This window comes from Helicobacter pylori (assembly GCF_009689985.1).
Lineage (GTDB): Bacteria > Campylobacterota > Campylobacteria > Campylobacterales > Helicobacteraceae > Helicobacter > Helicobacter pylori_CG.
Map to the genome: position 1 here is coordinate 80,205 of NZ_QBAW01000002.1, position 26,114 is coordinate 106,318.

Sequence of the window (26,114 nt, forward strand, 5' to 3'; positions counted from 1 at the left end):
TTTAATGTTCCTTTTTTAAATTAGGCGCGTTGTTAGCACCCAAGTATTTTTCAATTTCTTCATTGCTTAATCGCTTGAGTTCTTTATAATGATGCTCCACAGAGACAAAACATTCAGGGCGGTACACGCTAATCACCCCATCGCACAAACTTTCTAAGCCTTGAGCGACATTTTGCGCGAGAATGGGGGTTAAAATATAAATGTCTTGGCATTCTTTTTTCAAGCAAGTTTGCACGCCTAACCCTGCTCTAAACCCGGTTTCAATCCCCCTATCTACGATAAAAATATTTTTATCTTTTAAGCTTTTGATCGCATTGCCTTTGCGATACTGATAAATGTGGGACAAAATGTCTTCTTCATAAGCTCGCTTGGCTTCCCCATAAACATAGTCTAAAGTGATGTCAAAGGAATTGATCAAACTTTCATTCATCACTATATCCATGCTCTCACTCACCAAAGCGATCTCGCATTTTGAGTTTAAAGGGGCTAGGATAGGTTCTAAAAAAAGTATATCATAAGTCGCTCCAAATTTTTGCGCTAAAGCGTTAGCTAAATACAGAGCGTTAAAACTCAAAGCGAGCATGATGGAATCTTTTAAATCAATGTGGCGTGTGTGGATTTCATTAATCAATTTGTTCAAAGCGTCTTCTTCATTAATAAAACGCATGCCCTCTATATCGGTGATATGGCTAAAGTCAGTATTCAAATGCATTCCTTTTCTCACTTACGCTGCAAAGAGCGGTAAGTTACATTGGTTTTAGTGATCGGTGAAAAGTCTAATTCTAGCTTAACATAGTTATTTTCAAACACTCTTATAGGCTGGTTGGGATCGCCGGTGAGGATAGGGCGTCGTTGGTTGACGAATTGAAAGCCAATCCCAAAACAACGGATTTTTTTATAAATCCCCACATTCCAATTTAAAATCACATTATTTCTAATGTCATAACCCACATCCGCGCTCATGGAAAAATAGCCAAATTCGTTGCTAAAACCCGCCTTTAAATAATCCGCAGGATTTTCTACAATGCTATTAATCCCGCTGCTAAAATTGTTTTTTAGAAAATAAGAAAGGTTAAAGCTTAAAAACTTGCGTTGGTAATTGGCGTTCACAGAGATTTCTTCTAGGCGGTTTTGATAAAACGAATAAAAGACATTCCCAAAGATATTCAATCCTGTTAAGGGCGAAAACCCAATCTTGCTCTCTAATGGCATCCTGAAGGGCGAAACTTTATCGTCAAGATTGATGAGTTGCGATATTTTAAAATACAATAACTCTTGCCCCCCTAAGCCATAAAGGTATTGCGTTAGGGTTAAATTCACCGTCTTATTGCTCGCATCGCTAGGTAAAATGCTGTTAGGATTCCACACAGAGTCATACAAACGCCCTTGATAATCATAATTCATCAATAAAGGCGAAGTGTAGCTGTTTAAGGCTTGCGCGCTTAAAGCGTACATGTTTTGAGAAAATAAGCCGTTTTTAAAGGTGTAATAAGGGATGTTGAAAATCGCTTCCAATTGGATCGTGTGGAAAAGCTTGTTGTATTCTCTGGCTAAATCCGTATTGACATACATGGAAAAATTTGAAGACACAAAGTTCCCAAATTCCCTTGATTCATTAGGGATCGTAGGCACGAAGGAATTTTTAGATTGCATTAAAGCCACATTAGATAGTTGGAGATCATTCCAAAGCCCTATAGACAAATACTTTTTAAACAAAGAAAATTGCAAGCCCACCGGCACATTCAAAGCGTTTTGCACATAGCCATAACCGATCTCTCTTGCGGTGTTTCTAAACTGATAATCCACCGAATACAACAAATTTTTAAAATACAAAGAATTTAAATATTTATGGTATTGCAAATTAGGGACAGATTGGAAAGTGCGGTTATTGTTGATTTTATTCAAGTTTAAAAAATACTTGATATTCAAGCCGTAATAATGGTTTTCTGTTTGCAAGTAGTAATTCGCCCTAGACATGTGCGTGGCGTCCGTGATACGCTTATTGACCTTTTCAAAACGCACGTAGTCCAAATCATTCATGTATAAAAAGTCAATGTAATGCCCATTGTCAATATTAGACTTAAGATGAAAGTATTTTTGTAGAGTGTCCCTACTAGAGCTTAAAAATTCAAACCCATAGATATTTTGATTCCTCAAATCATAGCGTTTGACATATTGAGTGTAATTCCTAAAATAGCGCGCATTGAATAAAAACCTGTCGTCTTTAGAGTTGATGTAGCGCGCTTCAAAATTCAAGCCAAAACCCCTTTTATAACGGATTTGTGGGGTAAAGGTCATATCCCATGAGTTTTTGGGGGCTAAATAAAATGGTTGCAAATAAATAAAGCCGTCTAAATTGGAAGTGCCAAACTCAGGGTATAAAAACCCGGTAGTTCTTTTATTGCTCGTGGACATGAAAATATAGGGCAAATACAATACAGGAATATCGCCGACATAGATCTTAGGATTCCACATAGACAAATGCGATTTTTGCATGTTGAATGAGCCTGAAGTCGCATTGACATGCCAAATGGGGTTGTCAATGCTGCACCCTGAAGCGCTCATGTTTTTAATCTTATATTTTTGATCCTTCCCGCTAGCAATATCCGCGCTCACCCAAATCCCGCTCACGCTATCTTGGACATAAAAGGGGAAAATGATTTCATATTTTTCATTCAAACTCAATTTCACATAATCGGTTTTAATGAGTAGGCCCTCGCCCTTATAAACCTTGATATTCCCCTCTAATAACGCTTCTTTAGTCTTGGTATCATAACGCACCTTGTCCGCTAAAATATACACATCATAATTCAATAAGATCGCATTCCCTGATGCGGTTATCACATTGTCTTTAGCGCTCACTTTATCCGCAAGGATTTCAAAAATCTTATGGTTTTGTTTGTCAAATCGTTGCATAGCGATTTCTTTAGCGTCTAATGCACCCAACAAAAAAAAGACCACCAAATACAACCAATAGATCATGATTAAATTAACACCAAAAGACTTTTGCTTTTTTCTTCATGCCACGCCCTATGATAGGGGTTTTTAAACACTACAAACCATAAAAAGGGGCATAGAAAAACCACGATCTTTAACCCTAAACGCTTCAATAAAATAGCCCTACTTGGGCAATCTGCTAAATAAATATCAATAATTTTAATCCTAAAAACCAGTTTAGCCAAACTCATCTTGCACAAACACACAAAAAAGGTTTCATAAACGCCATACAAGATGATAAAACCCATCGCAACAAACACGCCATGATAAATGGGGTTAGCCAGCCAGTATAAAGAATGCAAGAAATCGCACGCCCTTAAAAGATCGCTTAATAAAAACGCCACCAACAAACCATCGGTTAAAAACGCTAAGATGCGCCAATATAAGGGGCATAAACGCATTTTTTCACACATAAGGAGTGTTTCTATGATTTCAGTTTCTTCTTTTTCTAAATTTGGAGAGCGCATTCAAAAACAAACAAGACAAACTCTTTGGTTTGTCTTAAACTTCAAGAGTATTCTTTCAAATCTAACACCTTAAAACCAATATCCTTGCGATAAAACATGCCTTCAAAATGCACCTTTTGAGCGATTTCATAAGCATGGTTTCTGGCTTCTAATAAGGATTTTCCTCTGCCAATGGCAAAGATCACTCTCCCCCCACTGCTTTCAAACACGCCGTTATCCTGCTCCACCTCCCCTAAAATCAAATGGCCCTTTTTTTCATCAACCGGATCAATATAAAGGGTTTGTTTGGGCGAAGAGCTGGTGGGGTAATTCCTAGAAACAAGCGCGACACTCATCACAAATTCTTTAGAAAACACCAATTCAAGAGAATTTAATTCCCCTTTGGCTGTAGCCAAACACAAATCTAAAAGCGAGCTTTCTAAAAGGGGTAAAATCGTCTGGCATTCAATATCTTTAAAACGCACGCTAAAATCCAATAAATACGGCTCTAAAACGCCCTTTTCTTCTATGACCACAATTTCAGCGAGTAAAACCCCTTTAAAAAGCGTGTTATCAGCCTGAAATTTCTCTAAAGCAGGTTTAAAGATATGATTTTTTATCTTCTCTTCTAATTCATTAGAGAAAAAGTTTGCAGGAGCGATGGCCCCCATACCCCCTGTATTGACTCCATTATCCCCCTCTAATAAGCGTTTGTAGTTCTGGCAAAAGGGCAACAAGATAAAATCATCGTTGGCTATGAGCGCTGTAACTGAAAGCTCAAACCCCTCTAAAAAAGGCTCTATGATCACAGGCTCATTATTTTGTTTGAAAGCGTCTTCAAGGATTTTTAGCGCTTCTTCTTGATGATGGACAATGCTTGTGTTTTTATTCAACGCTTTAATGACTAAAGGGAAGGAAGCGTTTTGAATGTAATTGAGAGCTTCTTTTAAATCGTTTGTTTCAAAGTAAGACGCACTTTTGATACCGCACTCTTTAACAAAAGCCTTCATATAGCTTTTAGAAGCCTCTAACTTAGCCGCTTCTTTAGAAGCCCCAAACACTAAAATCCCCGCTTTTTCTAGCATTTCTGTAAGCCCTAAAATCAAAAGCTTTTCTTCTGAAATGATGGCTAAATGGATCTGTTTTTTCAGGGCTAATTCCACGATGTGCTCGTAATGTTCGCATTCCAGATTCTCGCCTAAATCTTGAGTGCCACCATTACCCAAACAAAAATACAAAGCATTCACTCGCTCATCTTGCTGAAGCCTTTGAGCCAAAGCATACTCTCGCCCCTTATTACCCACAATTAAAACATTATAGTTATTGTTATCTTTCATGTCTTCCCTAAAATGCGGTCGTTTAAAACCCAGATGACCGCTACTTTTACATGCGCATAAGTTCAACAAACCTACACTAATAAGGCTAGGAGAATTTTCTTAGGGGCAGATTTAAAAAATGCCATCACACAAAAACCACTACCTTAGCCTAACTTATTTTTTCAACGAACTTGCCATCAATAAGAAACACGAATCATCTAGGCGATGCTTACAATTATACTTAAATTTTAAAGAAATTCCATGCAAAAATATTCAAGCGATCTGTGATAGTTTTGATTGGCGTTTGGGCGTTTTAAGACAAACTGACTGATTTATTTCAACCTTTCTTTATACGCCATTTCCAAACTGCTATACCCTTTTTTCAATTCTCCCACATCCCCAAAAGCCACCACTTTAGCCTCTTTTAAAAAAATCGCTCTGTCTAAATACTTTTCCACATCCACCACCAAATGCGTAGAAACTAACAAGCTTGCGTTTTGGCTAAATTCCTTAGCGATGAGTTCAAAAATCTCTTCTCTTGCAATAGGGTCAATCCCAGCCACCGGCTCATCAAAAAGATACAAAGAAGCGTTTCGTGATAGGGTTAAAATCAGCTGTAATTTTTCCCTCATGCCTTTTGAAAGGGCTTTAAACTCTCTTTTTAAAGGCACGCTAAAGCGTTTCAGCAAATCTAGGGCTTTTGATGAATCAAAATCGCTAAAAAAATCCTTGTAAAAAGCGATCGCTTTTAAAGGCGTTAATTTAGGGTCTAAAAAATCGCCATCGCTTAAAAACGCCACGCTTTTTTTAGTTTCTATGCCGATCTTTTGATTTAAAATTTTCACTTCCCCTTGATAGTTCAAATTCAATCCGGCTAAAATTTTTAACAGAGTGGTTTTACCCGCCCCATTAGGGCCTAAAAGCCCTATAAATTGCTGTTTGGGTAGTTTCAAATTGATATTATCTAACGCTTTTAAACTCCCATAAGTTTTAGTCAAATTCTCTATTTCTACTAGCATTTTAATTCCCCGAATTTGCGCACTCTTTTGTAAAAATCGCTAATGATATTTTCTAAATCTTTAGGGGTGAAATCAGGCCATAAAATCGGCGTGAAAAACAATTCCGCATAGCTAGACTGCCACAATAAAAAATTAGACAAGCGCATTTCCCCCCCCGTTCGTAACAATAAATCCACTTCTGGCAAATTGTGCGTGTCTAAACGATTAGAAATTTCATTTTCTAAACTTTCTAAAAGGCTTATATTGCTAGGCGGGCTTTCTAGCAAGCTTTTAAATGCCCTTGAAATCTCGTTTTTAGATCCGTAATTGAGGGCTAAAACTTGCGTAAAATCCTTAAAATGCCTGGTATCGTTTTCAAGTTGCAAGATCGTGTCTCTCAATTCTTTAGAAAAGCCCTCTAAATCCCCTATCGCTTTAAAGCGTATGTGATTATCCAAATAAGTGGATCGCTCATCTTTAAGGTATTTTTTAAGCATTTTCATTAAAAAATCCACTTCACTTTTAGGGCGTTTCCAATTTTCTGTAGAAAAAGCGTATAAAGTCAAGCATTCTAGCTTATGATTAGCGCACCAGATCGTAATGTCTTTAAGGGTTTTTACGCCCTTTTTATGCCCATAAGCCCTAGCTTTATTCTTTAATTTAGCCCACCTGCCATTACCATCCATAATAATGGCAAGATGTTTGAGAGTGTTATCCAATGCCTTTACCCTTTAAAGAAATTCTTCAATTATACACCATTTAAAGCGTGCAAGCATCCACTAAATAAGCGATATGCTGCCAAGAAAAGTGGGTTTTTTCACTCAAACCGATCTCGCAAGTGCTGGAAGTGGAAAAACCCCTTTTAAGATCATAGGATTGGTAAAACGCTTGAAAGCCGTTTAAAGCGCTCTCGTTCAATTCAGGGGTAAAAAAGCCCTTATTCCCCGCAAAGCCGCAACAACCCGTCTCTTTGTGGATAACAATCTCGCCCAAAGTGCATTTTTTAGCCAAATTGAGTAATAACTCCTCTTTATTTTCTAACTTTAAAGCACACATCGTGTATAGCCCTATGTCTTCGTTAATGGGGTTGAATTTTAATTTAGGGCTTAAAACTTCTTCAATATAGACGCTCAAATCATAGACTTTCAAATCCTTATAAGCTTTCATTTGCTTGAAAAAATGCGTCGAACATGCACTATGGTCTAAAACGATCGGTATTTTTCCCTTATCGCTTAATTGTAAAAAAATCGCATGGTTTTTTTCATTGTTTTGTTTGGTCAAGTCGGTGTAATTGATAAAGGCTTTCCCGCAACAAAGCGCATTCAATCCATCAGGATACATTACCGAAACTTTGGCTTTTTGGCATAAGGATTCAAACACTTCTTGAATGCATCTTTTATCCGCCATTTTGGTTGATGGAGCGAACGAGCGGTTGATGCAAGTGCTGAAATAAATGACTTTTTCTTCGCTCTTAAGCGTTTTATTTTCTAAAGGATAGGCGTTGTTTTTGGGCATGTAATTAAAGGCTTTAGGGAAAGGCTTGATGAATTTTTTAATCCCTTTAGTTAGGCTCACTAAGTTGTGAGAGCCTATGAGATTTTGAACTAAGCGAGCGCTTTTTAAAGAAAAACGAGCCGCGCTTGTGGTTGTTTGCATGTGATTAAGGATCTTTGAAGCGATCTTTTCGCCTTTAGGGTTTTTTTGATAATAATTTAGAGCGATCTTTCCGGTATCAATTCCTAAAGGGCATAGGGTAGAACACATATGGCACACCGCGCAAGTGGCGTGCGCTAAATATTCAGACTCTTTTAAAAGCTCATCTAATAAAACTTGATCTTCATGATGGCCATGACTCACCCTTTCTTTTAAACGCTCTACCTCTCTGTGGATAACGATTCGTTGTCGTGGCGTTAAAGATAGATCTTTGCTAGGGCAAACCCTTTCACAAAACCCGCATTCCATGCACATGTCCAAATGCTCTTCAATAGGGTGAATGCTCTTTAAATTTTTAGTGTGGATTTCTTTATTGTTTGTGATGATCACATCAGGGTTTAAAATGCCACTAGGATCAAACAATTCTTTGATTTGTTTGTGGATTTTATAGGCTTTTTCCCCCCACTCCATTTCCACAAAAGGGGCTACCATCCTGCCTGTGCCATGCTCGGCTTTAATAGAGCCAGAGCTTTTGCTCACCATTAAAAACATGTCAGAAACTAAATTTTCAAACGCTTTTCTTTCAGTTTCATTTTCTAAAATCGGCGTAACGACAAAGTGCAAATTCCCGCTTAACGCATGCCCAAAAATAATGCCATTATCCTTAAAGCCATGTTTTTTTAAAAGCCCTTCAATCGCTTTTGCCCCCTCTACAAAATTTTCTTGACTAAAGCACACGTCTTCAATGATCACAGAGCTTTGGCTTTTTCTTTGAGACGCTGCGATAGGGAAAATGCCCTTTCTGATCTTCCACCACGATTGATAAATAGTAGGATCACTGCTGATTTGAGAATCTAAAACGACCGGTATTGCGCTCAAAGCGTTTAAAATCGTTTGCATGTTGTTTTCTAAAGTTAAAGGATCATCGCTTTCGCTTTGAATGAGTAAGCATGCGTTAGGCTCTTTGATTTCTAAAATCGCTCTGGGCATGCCCTCCAAACCTTTCACGCTTTTTAAGCACGCATAATCCATAAGCTCTGCTGAAGAAATCATTTCGGGTTGTTTGGCTTTTAAAGCGGCTAAAATTTGAGCGGCTTTGGCGCATTGCTCTAAATTTTCATAAAACAATAACGCGCAAGTTTTATAAGCGTAGTCTTTCACGCATTCTAATTCCACGCTTGAAATAAAGCCTAAAGTCCCCTCAGAGCCTATGAATAAATGGCTAATGATTTCAATAGGATCTTCAAAATCAATGAGAGCGTTTAAGCTGTAGCCGGTGGTGTTTTTGATCTCGTATTTTTTCTTAATGAGAGCATGCAATTCTTTATCTTTTAAGATCTCTTTTCTTAAGTTTAAAACCCCTTCAATCAAATCTTTGCGCGCGTTTTTGAAATTTTCAACGCTCTCTTGATTGGCGGTGTCTAAAAGAGTGCCATCAGCTAAAATGACTCTTAAGGATTTTAGGGTTTTGTAGCTGTTTTGCTCCACCCCGCAACACATCCCACTAGCGTTATTAGCGACAATCCCCCCTATCATAGCAACGTTTATCGTAGAGGGATCCGGGCCTATTTTTTTATGGTAAGGTTTCAATAAAGCGTTCGCGTTACTTCCTATGACCCCGCATGAGAGCTGGATGCTTGTAGCGTTATTTAAAATTTTAGCGTCTTTGAAAAAATGCGTAGCCATCACTAGCACCCCATCACAGATCGCTTGCCCTGATAAAGAACTCCCAGCCGCTCTAAAAGTCAATGAAATGCCATGCTTTTTGGCTAAAACACAAAGCTTTTGGACTTCTTCTTCATCTTTCACCCAAGCAACTATTTTAGGGATATAACGATAACATGACGCATCAATGCCATAAGCCAAACGGCGTAAATAATCCTTAAAAACCCTATCGTTTAAAAACCCGCTCGCTTCGGTAAAAAAAGCATGATAATTTTCCTCCATGTGCACTCCTTAAACATTCCTATTTATCAAATCATTGTAACATAACCTTACTTTAAAAATTAAGGATAAACATGCTTGAAGATTATGCAATCAGTTTAGAAGAAGTCAATTTCAATGATTTTGTTGTCGTAGATGTGCGCGAGCTGGATGAATATGAAGAATTGCATTTGCCTAACGCTACGCTCATTAGCGTTAATGACCAAGAAAAGCTCGCTGATTTTTTATCCCAGCACAAAGATAAAAAAGTGTTGCTCCATTGCAGGGCTGGCCGCAGGGCTTTAGATGCGGCTAAAAGCATGCATGAATTAGGCTATACGCCCTATTATTTAGAAGGCAATGTCTATGATTTTGAAAAATACGGCTTTAGAATGGTCTATGATGACACTTGCGGTAAGAAAAACTAGGCATGAGGGAGATTGTATGGGTGCATTCTCAAAGAATCGCCCCTTATAAGACTCTCATTTTAAATGAATTCTGCTACTATCCCTTAGAATTAGATCCAACCCCTTTTAACGCTCTCATTTTCACTTCTAAAAATGCGGTGTTTTCCTTGCTAGAAACTCTAAAAAACAGCCCCAAACTCCAAATTTTACAAAACATTCCTGCTTACGCTTTGAGCGAACCCACCGCAAAAACCTTACAAGATCACCATTTTAAAGTCGCCTTTATAGGGGAAAAAGCCCATGGTAAAGAGTTCGTTCAAGAAATCATCCCTTTATTGGAAAAAAAAAGCGTTTTGTATCTTAGGGCAAAAGAAATTGCCTCTTCTTTAGACACCCTTCTTTTAGAGCATGGCATTGATTTCAAGCAAGCCGTTGTTTATGAAAACAAGCTCAAACATTTAACCTTAAGCGAACAAAACGCCCTAAAACCCAAAGAAAAGAGTATTCTTATTTTTACCGCCATAAGCCATGCAAAAGCCTTTTTACACTATTTTGAATTTTTAGAAAATTACACCGCTATAAGCATTGGCAACACGACCGCTCTTTATTTGCAAGAGCAAGGCATTCAAAGTTATACCGCCAAAAAGCCCTCCTTAGAAGCGTGTTTAGAACTGGCTTTAAGTTTGAGAATTAAGGAATGTTAAAAACATCTCATTATAATGCTCTCAGTTATTTTTTAAAGGATGATGCATGAATTTTGTCTTTTTATGGGCCGCTTTAGGGGGGGCTATAGGGAGTTCGTTAAGGTATTTTGTGGGCAAAATGATGCCCAGTAAATTTTTAATGTTTGAAAGTTTCCCTTTAGGGACTTTTAGCGTGAATGTCATAGGGTGTTTTGTCATCGGCTTTATGGGGCATTTGGCTGTTAAAAAAGTTTTTGGCGATGATTTTGGGATTTTCTTTGTCACTGGGGTTTTAGGGGGTTTTACGACCTTTTCTTCTTACGGGCTAGACACTTTAAAGCTCTTGCAAAAATCCCAATACATTGAAGCCATTTCCTATGCCTTAGGCACTAACATTTTAGGGCTTATTGGGGTAGCCATTGGTTGGCTTTTGGCTAAAATTTTGTAGGCATTAATTAAAAAACGCTTTCTAGCGTTTCATTAACGCTTTATTAAAGCAGAGCCTTACAATAGCCACAAAGCCATTTCATCGGCCATGAAAAAATCGCTCGCTACCAATCGGTCATTTTTAATGGAAGCCTTGTTTTCTTCAATCAAAAACTTTACTTTATTTTCATCTAAGAAACTAAGCTCAACCCCCAGCACGCACCTCAAGCCTAAAAACAGCTTTTCTAATCGCTTGTCCTGTTCGCTAAGCGTCTCAATTTGGCGTTTTAGGGGGTCTTTGATGTAATTTTCTATGAGTTTTTTCGCATAAAAGCGCTCATTCGCCACGCAGCCTACAGCCCCAGCCCCGCACCCTAAATAATCTTTAGCCCCCCAGTAAGCTAAATTGTGCTTGACTTGGTAATTTCTAGCGTAATTAGACACTTCGTATTGCTTGAAAGAAAAGCCCTCTAAAACCTCTTTTACCACATTGTCAAAATTGGTGCATGAGGGTTTTTTGGCGTTTTTTTCTAAATTCGTGTTTTTTTCAATACTCAAAGCATAAGCGCTCAAGTGGTTGATAGGGAGTTCTTTAGCGAGTTTTAGTTCTTCTTTTAGAGAGTTTTCATTGTCTAATGGGGTGTTATAAATCAAATCAATGCTGATATTTTCAATCCCGCTTTTTAAAATAGTTTCTATCACAGGAGCGATATTTTTGGAATGTTGGCGCTCTAAAAACAATAATTTATCCTCCCTAAAACTTTGCACCCCTAAACTCAAGCGGTTGATCCCTAAATCTTTTAAGCCTTGACACCAAGCTTTAGAAATCAATTCGGGGTTAGCTTCAGTGGTGATCTCACAATCCATGCTCAAGCTTGCATTTTGATGGATGCTTTCAAAAATCCTTTCAAAAGACTTCACGCTTAAAGTGTTAGGCGTGCCGCCGCCAATAAAAACGCTCTCAATGGGTTCATCAGTTTGGCTTAAGGCATGCTTTAAATCCAGGCATAGCGCTTGAGTGTATTCTTCTTTTAGCCCATGCTTATCTTCATAGGAATTGAAAGCGCAATAACCGCATTTATTTTCACAAAAGGGGATATGAATGTATAAAATCATATTTATTTCTCTCATTTTCATTTCATTTTAAGCGAAACTTAAACTTGTAATTGTATCATTTTAAGATTATTTTGATAAGCATGAGGAGACAAACTATGAAAAAGGTTATTATGGCTTTAGGCGTTTTAGCGTTCGCAAACGCTTTAATGGCAACAGATGTTAAGGCTCTTGCAAAAACTTGTGCCGCTTGCCATGGGGTTAAGTTTGAAAAGAAAGCTTTAGGCAAAAGCAAAATCGTTAATATGATGAGTGAAGCAGAAATTGAAAAAGATCTTATGGATTTTAAAAGCGGTGCCAACAAGAATCCTGTCATGACCGCACAAGCTAAAAAATTGAGCGATGAAGATATCAAAGCTTTAGCCAAATACATCCCCACTCTCAAATAAACCCTTTTAGTTTTAATAGCACTGTTTGGGTGCTATTAAAATGAGTTTCAAGCCCTTTTTTTTAATTTTTGATTTTAATGGCGTTCTTAACCCTACTTAAAGCCAGCATGCACTATAATACGATCTTAATCAAACAAGAAAGAGCTAAAATAAAGACCTATGCTACATAAGAAATATCGTCCTAATGTTGCGGCCATTATCATGTCGCCAAATTACCCTAACACATGCGAAATTTTTATCGCTGAGCGCATAGATATTGAGGGGGCGTGGCAATTCCCCCAAGGGGGCATTGATGAGGGCGAAACCCCTTTAGAAGCACTCCATAGAGAATTATTAGAAGAAATTGGCACGAATGAAATAGAGATTTTAGCGCAATACCCTAGATGGATCGCCTATGATTTCCCAAGCAATATGGAGCATAAATTCTATTCGTTTGACGGGCAAAAGCAACGCTATTTTTTAGTGCGCCTAAAGCATGCCAACAACATTGATTTGAACAAACACACGCCAGAATTTAGAGCCTATCAATTCATTCACCTTAAGGATTTGCTTAAAAAAATCGTTCCCTTTAAACGTCAAGTGTATCGCCAAGTCATTGCTTATTTCAAAAGAGAGGGGTATTTAGGGTGTTAATCGTTCAAAAATACGGTGGCACGAGCATGGGTAGCGTGGAAAGGATCCACAATGTCGCTCAAAGGGTTTTAGAAAGCGTTAAATTAGGGCATCAGGTGGTGGTGGTGGTTTCGGCGATGAGCGGCGAAACCGATAGGCTTTTAGAATTTGGCAAGAATTTTAGCCATAACCCTAACAAGCGAGAAATGGATAGGATTGTAAGCACGGGGGAATTGATTTCAAGCGCGGCTTTGAGCATGGCGTTAGAAAGGTATGGGCATAGAGCCATTTCATTGAGCGGGAAAGAAGCAGGCATTTTAACCAGCTCGCATTTTCAAAACGCCGTGATCCAATCCATTGACACCAAACGCATCGCAGAGCTTTTAGAAAAAAACTACATTGTGGTGATCGCTGGGTTTCAAGGCGCTGATATTCAAGGCGAAACAACGACTTTAGGGCGTGGGGGGAGCGATTTGAGCGCGGTCGCTTTAGCCGGGGCTTTAAAAGCGCATTTGTGCGAAATTTATACGGATGTGGATGGCATTTATACCACTGATCCGCGCATTGAAGAAAAGGCTCAAAAAATCACGCAAATCAGCTATGATGAAATGCTTGAACTGGCTTCTATGGGGGCTAAAGTTTTATTAAACCGCTCGGTAGAATTGGCCAAAAAACTCAGCGTGAAGTTAGTGACTCGCAATTCGTTTAACCATAGTGAAGGCACGCTCATTGTGGCTGAAAAAGACTTTAAAGGAGAACGCATGGAAACCCCTATAGTGAGTGGGATCGCATTGGATAAAAATCAGGCTCGTGTGAGCATGGAGGGCGTAGAAGACAGGCCAGGCATTGCCGCTGAAATCTTTGGCGCTTTAGCGGAGTATCGTATTAATGTGGATATGATCGTCCAAACGATCGGCAGAGACGGGAAAACCGATTTGGATTTTACGATCGTTAAAACCCAAATAGAAGAAACCAAGCAAGCCTTAAAGCCTTTTTTAGCGCAAATGGATTCCATTGATTATGATGAAAATATCGCTAAAGTTTCCATAGTGGGCGTGGGCATGAAGTCGCATTCTGGGGTAGCAAGTATCGCTTTTAAAGCCCTAGCCAAAGACAATATCAATATCATGATGATTTCTACAAGCGAGATTAAAATTTCGGTTTTGATTGATATTAAATACGCTGAATTAGCCGTTAGAACTTTGCATGCGGTGTATCAACTGGATCAATGAAAAATTTCTACGACTGGATTAAGGAATTTGTGCGCGATCAAGGGGAATTTATCGCCCAACAAAGCGGGTGGTTGGAATTGGAGCGATCCAGTTATGCCAAACTTATTGCGCAAACCATCTCGCATGTGCTTAATGGCGGATCGCTGTTAGTGAGCGCTGATTCTTCTAGGCATTGGTTTTTAAATTACATTCTTTCTAACCTAAACCCCAAAGATTTAAAAGAGCGCCCCTTATTGTCAGTCATTGATTTTAACGCTTCTTCTTTCTACCCCAAAAACGACGCAAATCTCTCTCTAGCCACCATAGAGATGACTTATCAAAACCCCATGTTTTGGCATGTTGGGAGGGTTGAAAATGAAGGCTTGAAAACGATACTACTGAGTAAAATCCCTAGTTTTTTATGGCTTTTTGAAGAGCTTAAAGAAGATTGCTTGCTTTTAAAAGAGCATGACATCTTATTGGATTATAAATTATTGCAACTCTTCAAACTCTTTGAAAACGCGCTTTTTAGCACGCTATACAATAAGATCACTCTGTGAAAAACTTCAACCGCCTTATTTATACGGACAATCTTGAAGAGAGCCTAGAAGAGGTTGCAAGTCTTTTCAGGTGCCACATTAAATTCTACACCGAGATCATTGAAAAAGACAAAAAGGTGATCAAAACTTTTAACAAGGATTTTAAAATAGAGCATGCCAAAGAAGTTATTTCAAAAGCTCATTTAAAACACAGCGAACCAAACGCCTTTTTAATCGCTGCGCCCAGCTATGGCATAGAAGCCCAAAACGCGCTTTTAAAAATTTTAGAAGAACCCCCAAATAATGTTTGTTTTATCATGTTTGCTAAAAGCCCAAACCATGTTTTAGCCACCATTAAATCCCGCTTGATCAAAGAAGACAAACGCCAAAAAATCCCCCTAAAACCTTTGGATTTGGATTTATCTAGGTTGGATTTGAAAGACATTTATGCGTTTTTAAAAAATTTAGACAAAGAAAATTTTGATTCCAGAGAAAATCAGAGAGAAAGGATTGAAAGCCTGTTAGAGAGTATTCACAGACACCAAATCTATTTGAGCGAGCAAGAATTGCAAGCCTTTGACTTAGCGATCAAGGCTAACAGCTCTTATTACAAGCTCAGCTATAATCTTTTACCCCTGCTTTTAAGCCTTTTATCCAAAAAGAAAACGCCATGATTGTAAAACGCCTTAACCCTGATGCGCTCAAAAACGCTTTACAAAAAATAGGTCCAGAAAAGATCGCGCAAGATCGCATGCGCCAAAAAGGCGTTAGCTTTGTTTTTGAAATCCAACACCTGCCCTTAAGCGCTGCGCTCATTTTAAAGCAAGAGGCCATAAGCGTTGGGGGCGATTTTGCCACGCCAAGAGATTGTATTTTAGCCAAAGAGCCTTTTTATGATGGGGTGCTGATTGCGAGCGCTAAGCAATTAGAACGCCTTATTGTGAAGTGCCATTCCCAACCCTTTGGGCTTAAACATTTAGTGCAAGAATTAAAAAGCCATCTCAAAGCCCCTAAGCCTAACGCCCCACAGATCATGGCAATCTTGAATCTCACGCCGGATAGTTTCTATGAAAAGAGCCGTTTTGATAGCAAAAAAGCACTTGAAGAAATCTATCAATTACTAGAAAAGGGTATCACGCTCATTGATATAGGCGCAGCTAGTTCAAGACCGCAGAGTGAAATCATTGATCCAAAAACAGAGCAGGATCGCTTAAAAGAAATTTTATTAGAAATCAAATCCCAAAAACTCTACCAATGCGCCCATTTTAGCATAGACACCTACCATGCTAAAACCGCCCAAATGGCTTTGGAGCATTGTTTTTCCATCCTTAATGATGTGAGCGGTTTTAATAGTATTGAAATGCTAGAAGTCGCAAGAGATTACCAGCCCACTTGCATTTTAATGCACGCTCAAAAAACCCCCAAAGACATGCAAGAAAATGTTTTTTACCACAATTTGTTTGATGAAATGGATCGCTTCTTTAAGGAAAAATTAGAGGTTTTAGAAAAATATGCGTTACAAGATATTATTTTAGATATTGGGTTTGGATTCGCTAAATTAAAAGAGCATAATTTAGCCTTAATCAAGCATTTAAGCCACTTTCTTAAGTTCAAAAAACCCCTATTGGTGGGAGCGAGTCGTAAAAACACGATCGGGCTTATCACCGGGCGTGAAGTTCAAAACCGGCTCGCTGGCACTTTGAGTTTGCATTTAATGGCGCTGCAAAATGGAGCGAGTATTTTAAGAGTGCATGATATTGATGAACATATAGATTTAATCAAAGTGTTTAAGAGTCTGGAAGAAACGGATTGAACCCAAATTTGAGTTTTGATCCCGCTGGGCGTTGGTTATCATCAAAACGCTCAAAAGCGTTTTTAATGATCAATCCTTGATTAATCTTTAAAGGATCACATCCATCGTTGAAGGGTTGTTGTAAGCGTTTTGGTAGCGTTGCAAAAAAGCGTTATGGTTGGTAGCGTTAAAGGTTTGTAGGGCTTTTTTGTGCAAGCCATTTACCGGTTGTTTGGGGGCGTTTTCCACTTCTTTAGAGAATTTCCCATTATAAAAATCCGTCAAACTATAGAGCGACTGAGCGGCAAGGCGTTTTTGGCTCTCATCCATTCCGGCCGTGGCCCTTAAAAAAGCCTCATACTCTCTATCGCTCATCAATTCTAAAACCAAAAAGCCGTAAGTCTCTCGCTTGTCAGGGTTAAAGGGGAGGTTTTCTGTTGGAGCGTCCTTTTTTTCTCGCTCTACTTTTTCTGTGCTTTCAATAGGAGCTAGGTCTTCTTTAGGAGCGCTTTTAGCGTTTAAAAGCCCGTAGAGGTTAGAATCAAACTGATTGATAGAAGAAACAGCCATGTGAATTTCCTGAAATTGAATTTTACGCTGATATTAAGCAAAATCCATTCCCTAATGAGACTAAAAAAATTTAAAAAGCTTAAAAGAGTTTTCTAATAGTGGCATTCAAACCCTTTAAAAAGGGTCTAGGAGTTTATTTTCAAAAAGGATTCGTGTTTTTATGTTTTCATATTTCTATAAGGAGTTTGAAATGCTGAAGCTTCTAGAATGATTCTAGACAAAACAAAAGGTAAAACTCCTAGAACATTGTTATAACATGATTTTACCAATCAATGCAACTTTTATACTTTTAGAGCTTAAAAACTTTAAGTCTTAATTAGAGATTTTAGGTTAAACTACCCTAAAAATCTTTAATCTATGAGCAAAAAGCATGCGTAATACCATTTTATTTGGCGTTTCAATGATACTCTTGGCGAATTTATGCTTTGGAATCATGAGCGCGTTTGTTAAAATCACAGCGGATTATTTTTCCCCTATGGAAAATGTGTTTTACCGCTCCATTACCATGACGCTTTTACTCTTGCTTATTTATCCTTTCAAACCCTACCGCTTGAAGAGTTACAAACAAGGCGGTTTTAAAAAGCTCGCTTTTAGGGTCGTTGTGGGGGGTTTAGCCATGCTAGCGTTTTTTTATAATATTGAAAAAATTTCGCTCGCTACAGCAACGGCTTTTTCGCAATGCGCGCCGATTTATACGGTGCTTCTTTCCCCTTTTCTTTTGAAAGAAAAGCTCAAAAGAAGCGCGTTAATTTCTGCATGCATCGGGCTAGTGGGGGTGGTGTTGATTTCAGATCCTAGCGTGGAAAATGTGGGGCCGGTTGAAATTATTATGGGCTTATTGAGCGGGATCTTTGTGTCTTTAGCGTATATCACTTTAAGGGATTTGAGGGAATATTATGACAAACAAGCCGTGATTTTAGCGTTCGCCTTTGGCATGAGCCTTCTTGGGTTAGCGGGCATGTTCATTGATATTCCTTTTTTATCCACAGGCATTCATATCCCTAGAAAAGAAGACATTTTGTGGATTTCTTTAATAGGGATTAGCGGGACTTTAGGGCAGTATTTCTTAACTTATGCTTACATGAACGCTCCTGCTGGAATCATTGCCCCGATTGAATACACCCGCATTGTTTGGGGGCTGTTGTTTGGGCTGTATTTGGGCGATACATTTTTGGATCTTAAAAGCTCTTTGGGGGTGGCTTTGATTTTATGTTCAGGCTTACTCATTGCCTTGCCCGCTCTTTTAAAAGAATTAAAAAAAATTTAAGTCATGCAACTAAGCCCCTTACAAAGCGCTCTGTTATATTTTAGCTACTTTATTTATCCAGAGAAAAAAACAAGAATCTTTGATTTAAGCGATTTAGTCTTTATCGTCATGGTTTTTTTAGTCCTGGCTTTGGGGCTGTTGATGAGTAAAGAAATTTCTATCAGCTACAATGAAGCGAAGGATTTTTTTTATAGCAGCGCATGGTTTGTTCAAATCGCTCAAAAAAGCACCGCCATTTTAGGTCAAAACGATTTGGCTTTGAGATTGCCTTTTTTGATCGCTCATCTCATTAACATGTTTTTATTTTATTTAATAGGGCGAAAGATTTTAAAAAAGCCTAAAGACGCTCTCTATGTGGTATTGACTTACGCTTTATTGCCTGGAGTGAATCTCTTTGCGATTTTATTGGCTAAAAGCGTGTTGGTGTTAAGCCTTGGGCTTTTGATTAGCTATTTATATATCAAAACCCAAAAAATCCCTTATTTAACCCTTAGCGCTTGCGCGTTTTTAGACGGCACGTTCATCCCGCTTTTACTAGGGGTTTTTGCCTACGCTTTAAGAAAACGCTATTTTAAGAGCGCGATCTTTATTTTGGTGGTTTTAATTGTGAATACCGCTCTTTTTAGCGGGAGTTTCAATAAGGGCTTGCCTAGTGGGTATTTTATAGACACATGTTTAGAACTCATGCTTTTATATTCGCCCTTATTGTTCCTCTACTACCCTTATACGCTCTATAAAGCCCTTTTGGATAAAAAGCCATCGTTACTGGCCTTTATGAGCGCAAGCGGTTGGCTTTTCCCTTTGCTTTTGAGCATGCGCCAAGAGATAGATTTAAGAACTTTCGCCCCCTTAGCGTTAATCGGTTTGCCTTTGTTTGTTAAAAGCGTTTTGAATAGCCTTAGGGTGCGTTTAAAGGAATTTAGGGGTCAGTATTATTTGCGCGTTTTCAGTTTGTATCTTTTAATGCTCACTGAAACGCTTTTTTTATGGGGGAGTAAAATTTCTGGCGCTAATGAAAAATTATTAAACCGGCATTTCTTAGCCAAAGAAGTCGCTACAGCCTTGCAATTAAGGGGCATCCATCAAATCCGCACTAACGATAAACAGCTCGCTTTAAGGCTTCAATTTTATGGTATTAAAGAGGGGGGGAGGTTAAGACTGATTAACACTAAGATTTCTAAAAAACGCCCTGATATTACAATTATCTACGCTGATAAAATTCTACAATCTTATAGTTTGGTGCGCCATTAAATTAATTCTTTAAAAAGCGTTTTATCTAAAAAACGATAAAATACACTCTAAAAATAAATAAAATATGCGAGAAAAATCATGAGACTCAAACTAACCCATATAAACCATATAAGCCATAAGATTGCCAACGACTTTATCCATTCAAAATTATTAGAATTAAAAGCCCCTAGAGAATTGTTGTGCGAATTGATAGAGGGGATTTTGGAAAAAAGCGTTAAAAAAGAAAACGCCATAGATGAGCAAGCCAGAGAGCTTTTAGAAGAAAACACCGATGAGATAGAATTCATGCGGATGGATGAAAGACAGCTTTTTTGGATGATTAAAAGACAGATCGCTCAAAAAGAGGGCTTCCATTTGTTTTGGGAAGAAAGGTGTAACGATTTATCACACCAGATTTTGAATAAAATCTTAGATGAAGATTTGATCATGTTTAGCGTGTCTGAAAATTTGATAAGGAATTTGATTTACAAATCTATTGACACCTATTCTAAAGCGTATGAAAGCATTGAAAATGAAGTGCATGAAAAAATCAAGCATTATAAACGCAAATTACCCGTAGGGAGCGATGAATACGAGTTGGTGTTTGAAAGGCTCTATGAAGAAGAATTAAGACGCAAGGGCTTCTTATAATGGTCTCTCTCTATTTAGAAAACGGGCTTTTTTTACAAGCGCAGAGTTTTGGGGCTAGCGGCACACAAGTGGGCGAGCTTGTTTTTAACACTTCTATGAGCGGCTATCAAGAAGTCATTAGCGACCCTAGCTATAAAGGGCAATTTGTGGTTTTTAGCATGCCTGAAATTGGGGTTGTGGGCGCTAATTCTAAAGATGATGAATCCTTTTTTTCATGCGCAGGGGTTTTAGCGCGCCATTACAACGAATTTTTTTCTAATTCAAGGGCGGATTTTAGCTTGAGCGTTTATTTAAAAAAGCGCGGTGTTTTAGGGATTTGCGGGGTTAATACCAGGAGTTTGATTAAAACCTTACGCCATCATGGGTGCTTGATGATGGTCGCTTCCACGATCGAGCATGACAAAAACAAGCTTGAAAAAATTTTAAAAAACGCCCCTAGAATTTCTCACTCCCCCTTAGTGTCTAGCGTTTCTACGCAAAAAATCACCACGCACCAGCGCGCGGCTTTTGATTTCAAAACCCTAGATTACAAGCCTTTTGATGAAAAAACCTCTCATAAAATTATTGCGGTGCTAGACTTTGGGGCTAAGGGCAATATTTTAAACGAGCTTCAAAATGTGGGGTTAAAAGCCCTTATTTACCCGCACCACACTAAAGCGAACGAGCTGATTGAGGCCTATGAAAAAAAAGAAATTAGCGGGATTTTTCTCTCTAACGGGCCAGGCGATCCTTTGAGTTTGCAACAAGAAATTGAAGAAATCAAACAACTCATTAACGCTAAAATCCCCATGTTTGGCATTTGCTTAGGGCATCAATTGCTCTCTATCGCGCAAGGCTACCCTACTTACAAGCTCAAATTTGGCCATCATGGGAGCAACCACCCCGTTAAAAACCTAAAAACAAACGCCGTTGAAATCACCGCGCAAAACCACAACTATTGCGTCCCTGAAGAAATTGAAGAAATCGCTATTATCACGCACCGCAATCTTTTTGACAACACCATTGAGGGCGTGCGTTATAAAAATGCTCCCATTATTTCTGTCCAGCACCACCCAGAAAGCAGCCCCGGCCCCAAAGAGAGCCGCTATATTTTTAAGGAATTTGTGGAATTGTTAAAGGGTTTTTAGGGGTTTTTTAAAACAGCACCTATAGAAGTTGAAAAAGCGCTTTAAAAATAGATTTAAATCTTTTTATCAAAAAATCTCGCATTTACTCTAAATTAGTTTTCTTGCAATAGTATTCTCTCGCAATAACTATTATTGTTATTGCGATAAAACTTTTAGAAGGAGTTATTATGGGAAGTATCGGTAGTATGGGCAAACCTATTGAAGGGTTTTTAGTGGCAGCCATTCAGTTTCCTGTGCCAATTGTCAATAGCCGTAAGGATATTGATCACAATATTGAAAGCATTATTAGAACCTTGCATGCGACTAAAGCGGGGTATCCGGGAGTGGAACTTATCATTTTCCCTGAATATAGCACGCAAGGTTTGAATACCGCTAAGTGGCTCAGTGAAGAGTTTTTATTAGATGTCCCGGGTAAAGAGACAGAAGCTTACGCTCAAGCGTGTAAAGAGGCGAAAGTTTATGGTGTTTTTTCAATCATGGAACGCAATCCTGATTCTAACAAAAACCCCTACAACACCGCTATTATCATTGATCCGCAAGGTAAAATCATTTTAAAATACCGCAAGCTATTCCCATGGAATCCCATTGAACCATGGTATCCTGGGGATTTAGGAATGCCTGTGTGCGAGGGGCCGGGCGGATCAAAATTAGCCGTGTGCATTTGCCATGACGGCATGATTCCAGAGCTCGCTAGAGAAGCGGCCTATAAAGGGTGCAATGTGTATATCCGCATTTCAGGCTATAGCACTCAAGTCAATGATCAATGGATTTTGACCAACCGCTCCAACGCATGGCACAATTTGATGTATACCGTGAGCGTGAATTTAGCCGGCTATGATAATGTCTTTTACTACTTTGGCGAAGGGCAAATCTGTAACTTTGATGGCACGACTCTTGTTCAAGGGCACCGCAACCCTTGGGAGATTGTAACCGGGGAAATCTACCCTAAAATGGCAGACAACGCCCGCTTAAGCTGGGGCTTAGAAAACAACATTTACAACCTAGGCCATAGAGGGTATGTGGCTAAACCGGGCGGAGAACATGACGCAGGCTTAACCTACATCAAAGACTTAGCCGCTGGTAAATACAAATTGCCTTGGGAAGATCACATGAAAATCAAAGACGGCTCTATTTATGGCTACCCTACCACCGGTGGGCGTTTTGGGAAATAATCCCTAACCTTATATTTTGCTAGAACCTATTTTTAAAGGTTCTAGTTTCTCCCCTATTTTAATTTTTTCAATCAATTTTTACGAATAGTCTTCTATCACAGAGCATGTAAGACGACCCATAATAAGCGCGAGCGACCAAAAAGCACATAGCCTATGCAAAACCATGTTATTTTTGATAAAGACCACCACCCCATTGCGGCTGATAGAGCGTTAAAATCTGTAATAATGCCATAGCCAAAATAGATCATTCCCGTTAAACATGCCAATTTATTAGCATGGCAACAAGCACTAATCCCAAAACCACCACCAAAATTGATAAAAGAATACGAGACCAAGACCCCATGACAACTCCTTAAACATCAAATGCTAGAGTATATCGTTTTTTTTGTTTGTCAAGGGGGTGGCTAGCTAAAATAGTATTAGTGTTTTATAGAATAAAATTAAATGATAGCGTTTATAATGATGAAAGTTTAGCCCCTAATTTTAGTGCCCCTAACAAGCCTTCCACATTCAGCCCCAACCCCACGCTTAAATTCTCGCTTGAACTTTTAATATAGGGCTTATGAAAGTCCTCTAAACACACACAGCCCGCGCTTTCTTGCCACAAACCGCTCTCTAAATATTTTTCTATTTCGCTGAAATCAAACGCCTTTAAACGCGCTCTAAAAACCGATAGATCCAGCCATTCTAATGCGGGAGAAATCAATGCAGAGCAGGTTAAAACCTCTATTTCATGACCATTTTGGCATTTTAAAAATTCAAGGGCTTCTTGTTTGTTTTTAGCTTTTCGTTGCATGCGATTACCCACGCTCACCACGCTATCAGCCACCACGATAGCGCAGTTGTTTGTGAGCAATTCTTTAGCTTTTTCTAATTTCCCCTTGCACGCTAAATAGACAAACTCCCTAGGGTCTGTGGTTTTTAGGCTTTCTTCATCAAAATGAAGCGCTTTTTGTTCAAACCTAATCCCATGCTCTTTTAAAAGATTTGCCCTAGCACCAGATTGAGAGCCTAAAATAAGCTCCATGCTATCCCTCTAAAGCTTTAAGAGCGGTGTTTTTCGCCAAATTGAGCGCGGCTTGCAATTTTTCAATATCCTTGCCTCCAGCGCTCGCAAAATCGCCTCTTCCGCCCCCTTTGCCCCCTAAAATTTGTGCCACTTCATTAGCCCACGCATTCGCTTTTATGGGCGCGTTTTTCACCCCGCATGCGAGAGTTATTCGCTCATTTTCTTTTTTAAACACCATAGCGAGCAATCTTTCATGCTTGCTTTTCAATCGGTCAATCATTTCTTTAATGTCGCCCTGTTCCACTACGCCCACCACTAAATTCACGCCATGGATTTTTTCAACCGGTAAATCCACAGAAACGGGGGTTTTTTGGCTGTTTTTCACGCTCTCTTTAAGCTTGTTAATGCCGGCTATCACATCGTTATTTTTTAATGCAATCTTAGCGTTTTTAAGCTCTTTACTCTCTTCTTTAGCCAGTTGGTAAAAGGCTTTCCCGCACACCGCTTCAATGCGTCTGACCCCGCTACTCACCCCGCTTTCTTTTACAATCCTAAACCCCCCAATCAGCCCGGTATTTTCCACATGAATTCCCCCACACAATTCAATGGACGCTTCTTTAAAGCTCACCACCCGCACATTTTCAGCGTATTTTTCACTAAATAACGCTAACGCTCCCTTATCTTTAGCCTGATTTAAGGGCATATGCTCCACCTGGCTATTTAGGTGCTTGAAAATTTGAGCGTTGACTAAATCTTCTACTTTTTCTAGCTCTTCATCATTGAGTGCTTTAGGGTGTGAGAAATCAAAGCGCAATCGTTTGGATTCCACTAAACTCCCTGCTTGACTCACATGCGGGCCTAAAACTTCTCTTAAAGCGCTCTGCAATAAATGCGTCGCGCTATGGTGTTTGGCAATTTCTAAGCGTTCATCGCTCACTTGAGCGATCACTTGATCGCCTTTTTTTAGCGCTCTTTTGATTTCAAGGAGCGAAAAATTAAGCCCAAAAAAGTTTTTTGTATCCAACACTATAGCCGCTTCTTCATTGTCCTTTAAAAGCGTGCCCCTATCGCCTATAGCCCCCCCACCCTCAGCGTAAAATGGGGTTTTTTCTAGCAACACCCAAACTTCTTGGTTAGGATTTGCCTCTGTTATTTCTTTAAAATCGCTATCAAAAAACCCTAAGGCTTTAGCAGAGCATTCTGTCGTTTCATACCCCGCAAATTCGTTGGGTGCATAAGCGTTTAAAATAGCGCTAAAATCAGCGTTATTTTGTTTGCCTTTCCATGAAGCTTTAGAACGTTTCACTTGCTCTTGCATGCAAGATTCAAAGCCTTGCATATCCACGCACGCCCCATGACTTCTTAGCATGTCGTTCGTTAAATCCAAAGGAAAACCAAAAGTGTCATAAAGCTTGAAAGCGATCTTGCCATCAAAAATTTTATTTTCATTCAAATGTTCTAAAGACAAGTTAAACAATTCCATGCCCGATTCCAAAGTTTCTAAAAAGCGCTCTTCTTCTTCAAAGCATTCTTTCATTACCATTTCTTTAGATTCTTTCAAATACGCATGCGTGTTAGAAAATTGCTCGCACACCACGCCCACGACTTTGTATAAAAACGATTCTTTCAAGCCCATTAAATACCCATGCCTTAAGGCTCGCCTTAAAATGCGCCTTAAAACATAGCCACGGCCTTCCTTATTGAAATGCACCCCTTGAGCGAGCAAAAACGCTACCGCCCTTGCGTGATCGGCCACTACCCTAAAGCTTGGTTGGAATTCGCTCGCATAATCCAGGCTTGTAAGCTCGCTGATTTCTTCCATTAAGGGTGCAAATAATGAAGAATCAAAGTTATTGAGCTTATGTTCTAACAGCGCTTGCACCCTTTCTAATCCCATGCCTGTATCAATGCTAGGCTTTGGCAAGGGGGACAAAACGCCATCATTAGAACGTTCGTATTGCATGAACACCAAATTCCAAATTTCTAAAAACCTATCGCCCTCGCCCCCAAAATAATCCTCGCTCCCCTTAAAGTGTTTTTCGCCTTGATCAATATAGATTTCACTGCAAGGCCCGCAAGGCCCGCTATCGCCCATTTGCCAGAAATTATCTTTATCGCCCATTTTTTTAATCCTGTCAAAAGGCACAAACTTTTCCCATAGCTTAACGGCTTCATCGTCTTTTTCATGCACGCTGATATATAAATCTTTAGGCTTAAACCCTAAATTCTTGGTTACAAATTCCCACGCAAACAAAATCGCTTCTTCTTTGAAATAATCCCCAAAAGAGAAATTCCCTAACATTTCAAAAAGCGTGTGGTGTCTTGCGGTATAACCGACATTTTCCAAATCGTTATGCTTGCCACCCGCTCGCATGCACAATTGCGAACTTGTCGCTCTGGGAATGCTAGGGCGCGGCACCATCCCGGTAAAAATATCTTTAAATTGCACCATGCCGGCATTGGTAAAAAGCAAGGTAGCGTCATTAGGCACTAAAGGCATGCTAGGATAAACGGCATGCCCCTTATTGCGAAAAAATTGTAAAAATTCGTTGCGAATATCCATGGGTATTCCTTTTTGTTGTT

24 protein-coding genes and 3 pseudogenes are annotated in these 26,114 nt (G+C 39.2%); 15 read left to right on the top strand and 12 right to left on the bottom strand.

Features of this window, described 5'->3' with window-relative positions:
• Position 1: 1 nt before the first annotated feature.
• From DBU79_RS02340 to DBU79_RS02375, 7 genes are all read right to left on the bottom strand, one after another.
• Positions 2-706, bottom strand: a complete 705-nt coding sequence (locus DBU79_RS02340; protein WP_001869148.1) for a phosphoribosyltransferase — start codon at positions 704-706, stop codon at positions 2-4.
• Positions 707-720: 14 nt separating this feature from the next.
• Positions 721-2,982, bottom strand: a complete 2,262-nt coding sequence (locus DBU79_RS02345) for an LPS-assembly protein LptD (RefSeq protein WP_154411424.1) — start codon at positions 2,980-2,982, stop codon at positions 721-723.
• A gap of 2 nt (positions 2,983-2,984) precedes the next feature.
• Complete coding sequence (locus tag DBU79_RS02350; protein ID WP_154411425.1) at positions 2,985-3,464, bottom strand: RDD family protein; 480 nt, start codon at positions 3,462-3,464, stop codon at positions 2,985-2,987.
• Positions 3,465-3,505: 41 nt separating this feature from the next.
• Complete coding sequence (purD, locus tag DBU79_RS02355) at positions 3,506-4,780, bottom strand: phosphoribosylamine--glycine ligase (protein ID WP_154411426.1); 1,275 nt, start codon at positions 4,778-4,780, stop codon at positions 3,506-3,508.
• A 311-nt stretch (positions 4,781-5,091) separates the two neighbouring features.
• Positions 5,092-5,778 (bottom strand): ABC transporter ATP-binding protein, encoded by a 687-nt coding sequence (locus DBU79_RS02365; protein ID WP_154411427.1) that lies wholly within the window; start codon positions 5,776-5,778, stop codon positions 5,092-5,094.
• Positions 5,772-6,476, bottom strand: a complete 705-nt coding sequence (locus tag DBU79_RS02370; RefSeq protein ID WP_029567910.1) for a di-trans,poly-cis-decaprenylcistransferase — start codon at positions 6,474-6,476, stop codon at positions 5,772-5,774. The genes DBU79_RS02365 and DBU79_RS02370 overlap by 7 nt, the downstream gene beginning before the upstream one ends.
• Before the next feature lie 40 nt (positions 6,477-6,516).
• Positions 6,517-9,357 carry an FAD-binding and (Fe-S)-binding domain-containing protein gene (locus DBU79_RS02375; protein WP_195834208.1) on the bottom strand — a complete coding sequence of 947 codons (2,841 nt, stop codon included), beginning with the start codon at positions 9,355-9,357 and terminating at the stop codon, positions 6,517-6,519.
• A gap of 71 nt (positions 9,358-9,428) precedes the next feature.
• Here DBU79_RS02375 and DBU79_RS02380 point away from each other — a divergent pair, with 71 nt between their 5' ends.
• From DBU79_RS02380 to crcB, 3 genes and pseudogenes are all read left to right on the top strand, one after another.
• Positions 9,429-9,761: a rhodanese-like domain-containing protein gene (locus DBU79_RS02380; RefSeq protein WP_060869138.1), complete on the top strand. Its 333-nt coding sequence runs from the start codon at positions 9,429-9,431 to the stop codon at positions 9,759-9,761.
• A 2-nt stretch (positions 9,762-9,763) separates the two neighbouring features.
• Positions 9,764-10,444, top strand: coding sequence for a uroporphyrinogen-III synthase (locus DBU79_RS02385; protein ID WP_154411429.1), 681 nt, complete (start codon positions 9,764-9,766; stop codon positions 10,442-10,444).
• 46 nt (positions 10,445-10,490) lie between these two features.
• Positions 10,491-10,882 (top strand): annotated as a pseudogene (crcB, locus tag DBU79_RS02390) (fluoride efflux transporter CrcB).
• A gap of 45 nt (positions 10,883-10,927) precedes the next feature.
• On the opposite strand, the gene hemW reads toward crcB, so the two are convergent.
• A complete protein-coding gene (gene hemW / locus DBU79_RS02395; protein ID WP_195834212.1) occupies positions 10,928-11,965 on the bottom strand; it encodes a radical SAM family heme chaperone HemW in 1,038 nt (345 codons plus the stop codon).
• A 95-nt stretch (positions 11,966-12,060) separates the two neighbouring features.
• On the opposite strand from hemW, the gene DBU79_RS02400 reads away from it, so the two are divergent.
• The 6 genes from DBU79_RS02400 to folP all read left to right on the top strand — a co-directional run bounded on the left by DBU79_RS02400 (position 12,061) and on the right by folP (position 16,526).
• Positions 12,061-12,351 (top strand): c-type cytochrome, encoded by a 291-nt coding sequence (locus DBU79_RS02400; RefSeq protein WP_000755889.1) that lies wholly within the window; start codon positions 12,061-12,063, stop codon positions 12,349-12,351.
• A 159-nt stretch (positions 12,352-12,510) separates the two neighbouring features.
• Positions 12,511-12,984 carry an RNA pyrophosphohydrolase gene (locus DBU79_RS02405; protein ID WP_154411432.1) on the top strand — a complete coding sequence of 158 codons (474 nt, stop codon included), beginning with the start codon at positions 12,511-12,513 and terminating at the stop codon, positions 12,982-12,984.
• Entirely contained in the window at positions 12,978-14,195 is a 1,218-nt protein-coding gene (locus tag DBU79_RS02410) for an aspartate kinase (protein ID WP_096523031.1), read from the top strand. Before DBU79_RS02405 ends, DBU79_RS02410 begins: the two co-directional genes overlap by 7 nt.
• Positions 14,192-14,734, top strand: coding sequence for a HobA family DNA replication regulator (locus tag DBU79_RS02415; protein ID WP_000788244.1), 543 nt, complete (start codon positions 14,192-14,194; stop codon positions 14,732-14,734). The genes DBU79_RS02410 and DBU79_RS02415 overlap by 4 nt, the downstream gene beginning before the upstream one ends.
• A complete protein-coding gene (locus tag DBU79_RS02420; protein ID WP_154411433.1) occupies positions 14,731-15,387 on the top strand; it encodes a DNA polymerase III subunit delta' in 657 nt (218 codons plus the stop codon). Before DBU79_RS02415 ends, DBU79_RS02420 begins: the two co-directional genes overlap by 4 nt.
• Positions 15,384-16,526: a dihydropteroate synthase gene (folP, locus tag DBU79_RS02425; RefSeq protein ID WP_154411434.1), complete on the top strand. Its 1,143-nt coding sequence runs from the start codon at positions 15,384-15,386 to the stop codon at positions 16,524-16,526. Before DBU79_RS02420 ends, folP begins: the two co-directional genes overlap by 4 nt.
• Positions 16,527-16,613: 87 nt before the next feature.
• On the opposite strand, the gene DBU79_RS02430 is transcribed toward folP, so the two are convergent.
• The gene (locus DBU79_RS02430; protein ID WP_000301313.1) at positions 16,614-17,075 is read right to left on the bottom strand and encodes a hypothetical protein; all 462 of its coding nucleotides are present in this window, start codon (positions 17,073-17,075) and stop codon (positions 16,614-16,616) included.
• Between the two features lie 95 nt (positions 17,076-17,170).
• Between DBU79_RS02430 and DBU79_RS08030 the strand changes: the two are divergent.
• The 6 genes and pseudogenes from DBU79_RS08030 (at position 17,171) to DBU79_RS02455 (ending at position 22,522) form a co-directional block, all read left to right on the top strand.
• Positions 17,171-17,391: pseudogene (locus DBU79_RS08030) on the top strand (hypothetical protein).
• 54 nt (positions 17,392-17,445) lie between these two features.
• Complete coding sequence (locus tag DBU79_RS02435; RefSeq protein ID WP_108389588.1) at positions 17,446-18,342, top strand: DMT family transporter; 897 nt, start codon at positions 17,446-17,448, stop codon at positions 18,340-18,342.
• Between the two features lie 3 nt (positions 18,343-18,345).
• Entirely contained in the window at positions 18,346-19,593 is a 1,248-nt protein-coding gene (locus tag DBU79_RS02440) for a glycosyltransferase family protein (RefSeq protein ID WP_154411435.1), read from the top strand.
• Positions 19,594-19,671: 78 nt separating this feature from the next.
• The gene (locus tag DBU79_RS02445) at positions 19,672-20,223 is read left to right on the top strand and encodes a DUF507 family protein (RefSeq protein ID WP_001237418.1); all 552 of its coding nucleotides are present in this window, start codon (positions 19,672-19,674) and stop codon (positions 20,221-20,223) included.
• Complete coding sequence (gene carA, locus DBU79_RS02450; RefSeq protein ID WP_154411436.1) at positions 20,223-21,350, top strand: glutamine-hydrolyzing carbamoyl-phosphate synthase small subunit; 1,128 nt, start codon at positions 20,223-20,225, stop codon at positions 21,348-21,350. Before DBU79_RS02445 ends, carA begins: the two co-directional genes overlap by 1 nt.
• Positions 21,351-21,517: 167 nt before the next feature.
• Positions 21,518-22,522, top strand: coding sequence for a formamidase (locus DBU79_RS02455; RefSeq protein ID WP_000534759.1), 1,005 nt, complete (start codon positions 21,518-21,520; stop codon positions 22,520-22,522).
• A gap of 78 nt (positions 22,523-22,600) precedes the next feature.
• Here the strand turns inward: DBU79_RS02455 and DBU79_RS02460 are convergent.
• The 3 genes and pseudogenes from DBU79_RS02460 to alaS all read right to left on the bottom strand — a co-directional run bounded on the left by DBU79_RS02460 (position 22,601) and on the right by alaS (position 26,094).
• Positions 22,601-22,857: pseudogene (locus DBU79_RS02460) on the bottom strand (hypothetical protein).
• 119 nt (positions 22,858-22,976) lie between these two features.
• A complete protein-coding gene (gene maf, locus DBU79_RS02465; RefSeq protein WP_154411438.1) occupies positions 22,977-23,549 on the bottom strand; it encodes a septum formation inhibitor Maf in 573 nt (190 codons plus the stop codon).
• A gap of 1 nt (position 23,550) precedes the next feature.
• Positions 23,551-26,094: an alanine--tRNA ligase gene (gene alaS / locus DBU79_RS02470; protein WP_154411439.1), complete on the bottom strand. Its 2,544-nt coding sequence runs from the start codon at positions 26,092-26,094 to the stop codon at positions 23,551-23,553.
• Between the last annotated feature and the right edge of the window lie 20 nt (positions 26,095-26,114).

Bases quoted from the DNA above. Each gene is read 5' to 3' on its own strand.
- DBU79_RS02445 (WP_001237418.1), top strand. From the start codon at position 19,672: ATGAGACTCAAACTAACCCATATAAACCATATAAGCCATAAGATTGCC.
- DBU79_RS02400 (WP_000755889.1), top strand. From the start codon at position 12,061: ATGAAAAAGGTTATTATGGCTTTAGGCGTTTTAGCGTTCGCAAACGCT.
- DBU79_RS02385 (WP_154411429.1), top strand. From the start codon at position 9,764: ATGAGGGAGATTGTATGGGTGCATTCTCAAAGAATCGCCCCTTATAAG.
- DBU79_RS02430 (WP_000301313.1), bottom strand. From the start codon at position 17,075: ATGGCTGTTTCTTCTATCAATCAGTTTGATTCTAACCTCTACGGGCTT.
- DBU79_RS02435 (WP_108389588.1), top strand. From the start codon at position 17,446: ATGCGTAATACCATTTTATTTGGCGTTTCAATGATACTCTTGGCGAAT.
- DBU79_RS02345 (WP_154411424.1), bottom strand. From the start codon at position 2,982: ATGATCTATTGGTTGTATTTGGTGGTCTTTTTTTTGTTGGGTGCATTA.
- DBU79_RS02405 (WP_154411432.1), top strand. From the start codon at position 12,511: ATGCTACATAAGAAATATCGTCCTAATGTTGCGGCCATTATCATGTCG.
- DBU79_RS02415 (WP_000788244.1), top strand. From the start codon at position 14,192: ATGAAAAATTTCTACGACTGGATTAAGGAATTTGTGCGCGATCAAGGG.
- hemW (WP_195834212.1), bottom strand. From the start codon at position 11,965: ATGATTTTATACATTCATATCCCCTTTTGTGAAAATAAATGCGGTTAT.
- DBU79_RS02365 (WP_154411427.1), bottom strand. From the start codon at position 5,778: ATGCTAGTAGAAATAGAGAATTTGACTAAAACTTATGGGAGTTTAAAA.
- maf (WP_154411438.1), bottom strand. From the start codon at position 23,549: ATGGAGCTTATTTTAGGCTCTCAATCTGGTGCTAGGGCAAATCTTTTA.
- DBU79_RS02350 (WP_154411425.1), bottom strand. From the start codon at position 3,464: ATGCGCTCTCCAAATTTAGAAAAAGAAGAAACTGAAATCATAGAAACA.
- DBU79_RS02455 (WP_000534759.1), top strand. From the start codon at position 21,518: ATGGGAAGTATCGGTAGTATGGGCAAACCTATTGAAGGGTTTTTAGTG.
- DBU79_RS02375 (WP_195834208.1), bottom strand. From the start codon at position 9,357: ATGGAGGAAAATTATCATGCTTTTTTTACCGAAGCGAGCGGGTTTTTA.
- purD (WP_154411426.1), bottom strand. From the start codon at position 4,780: ATGAAAGATAACAATAACTATAATGTTTTAATTGTGGGTAATAAGGGG.
- DBU79_RS02380 (WP_060869138.1), top strand. From the start codon at position 9,429: ATGCTTGAAGATTATGCAATCAGTTTAGAAGAAGTCAATTTCAATGAT.
- carA (WP_154411436.1), top strand. From the start codon at position 20,223: ATGGTCTCTCTCTATTTAGAAAACGGGCTTTTTTTACAAGCGCAGAGT.
- folP (WP_154411434.1), top strand. From the start codon at position 15,384: ATGATTGTAAAACGCCTTAACCCTGATGCGCTCAAAAACGCTTTACAA.
- DBU79_RS02440 (WP_154411435.1), top strand. From the start codon at position 18,346: ATGCAACTAAGCCCCTTACAAAGCGCTCTGTTATATTTTAGCTACTTT.
- alaS (WP_154411439.1), bottom strand. From the start codon at position 26,094: ATGGATATTCGCAACGAATTTTTACAATTTTTTCGCAATAAGGGGCAT.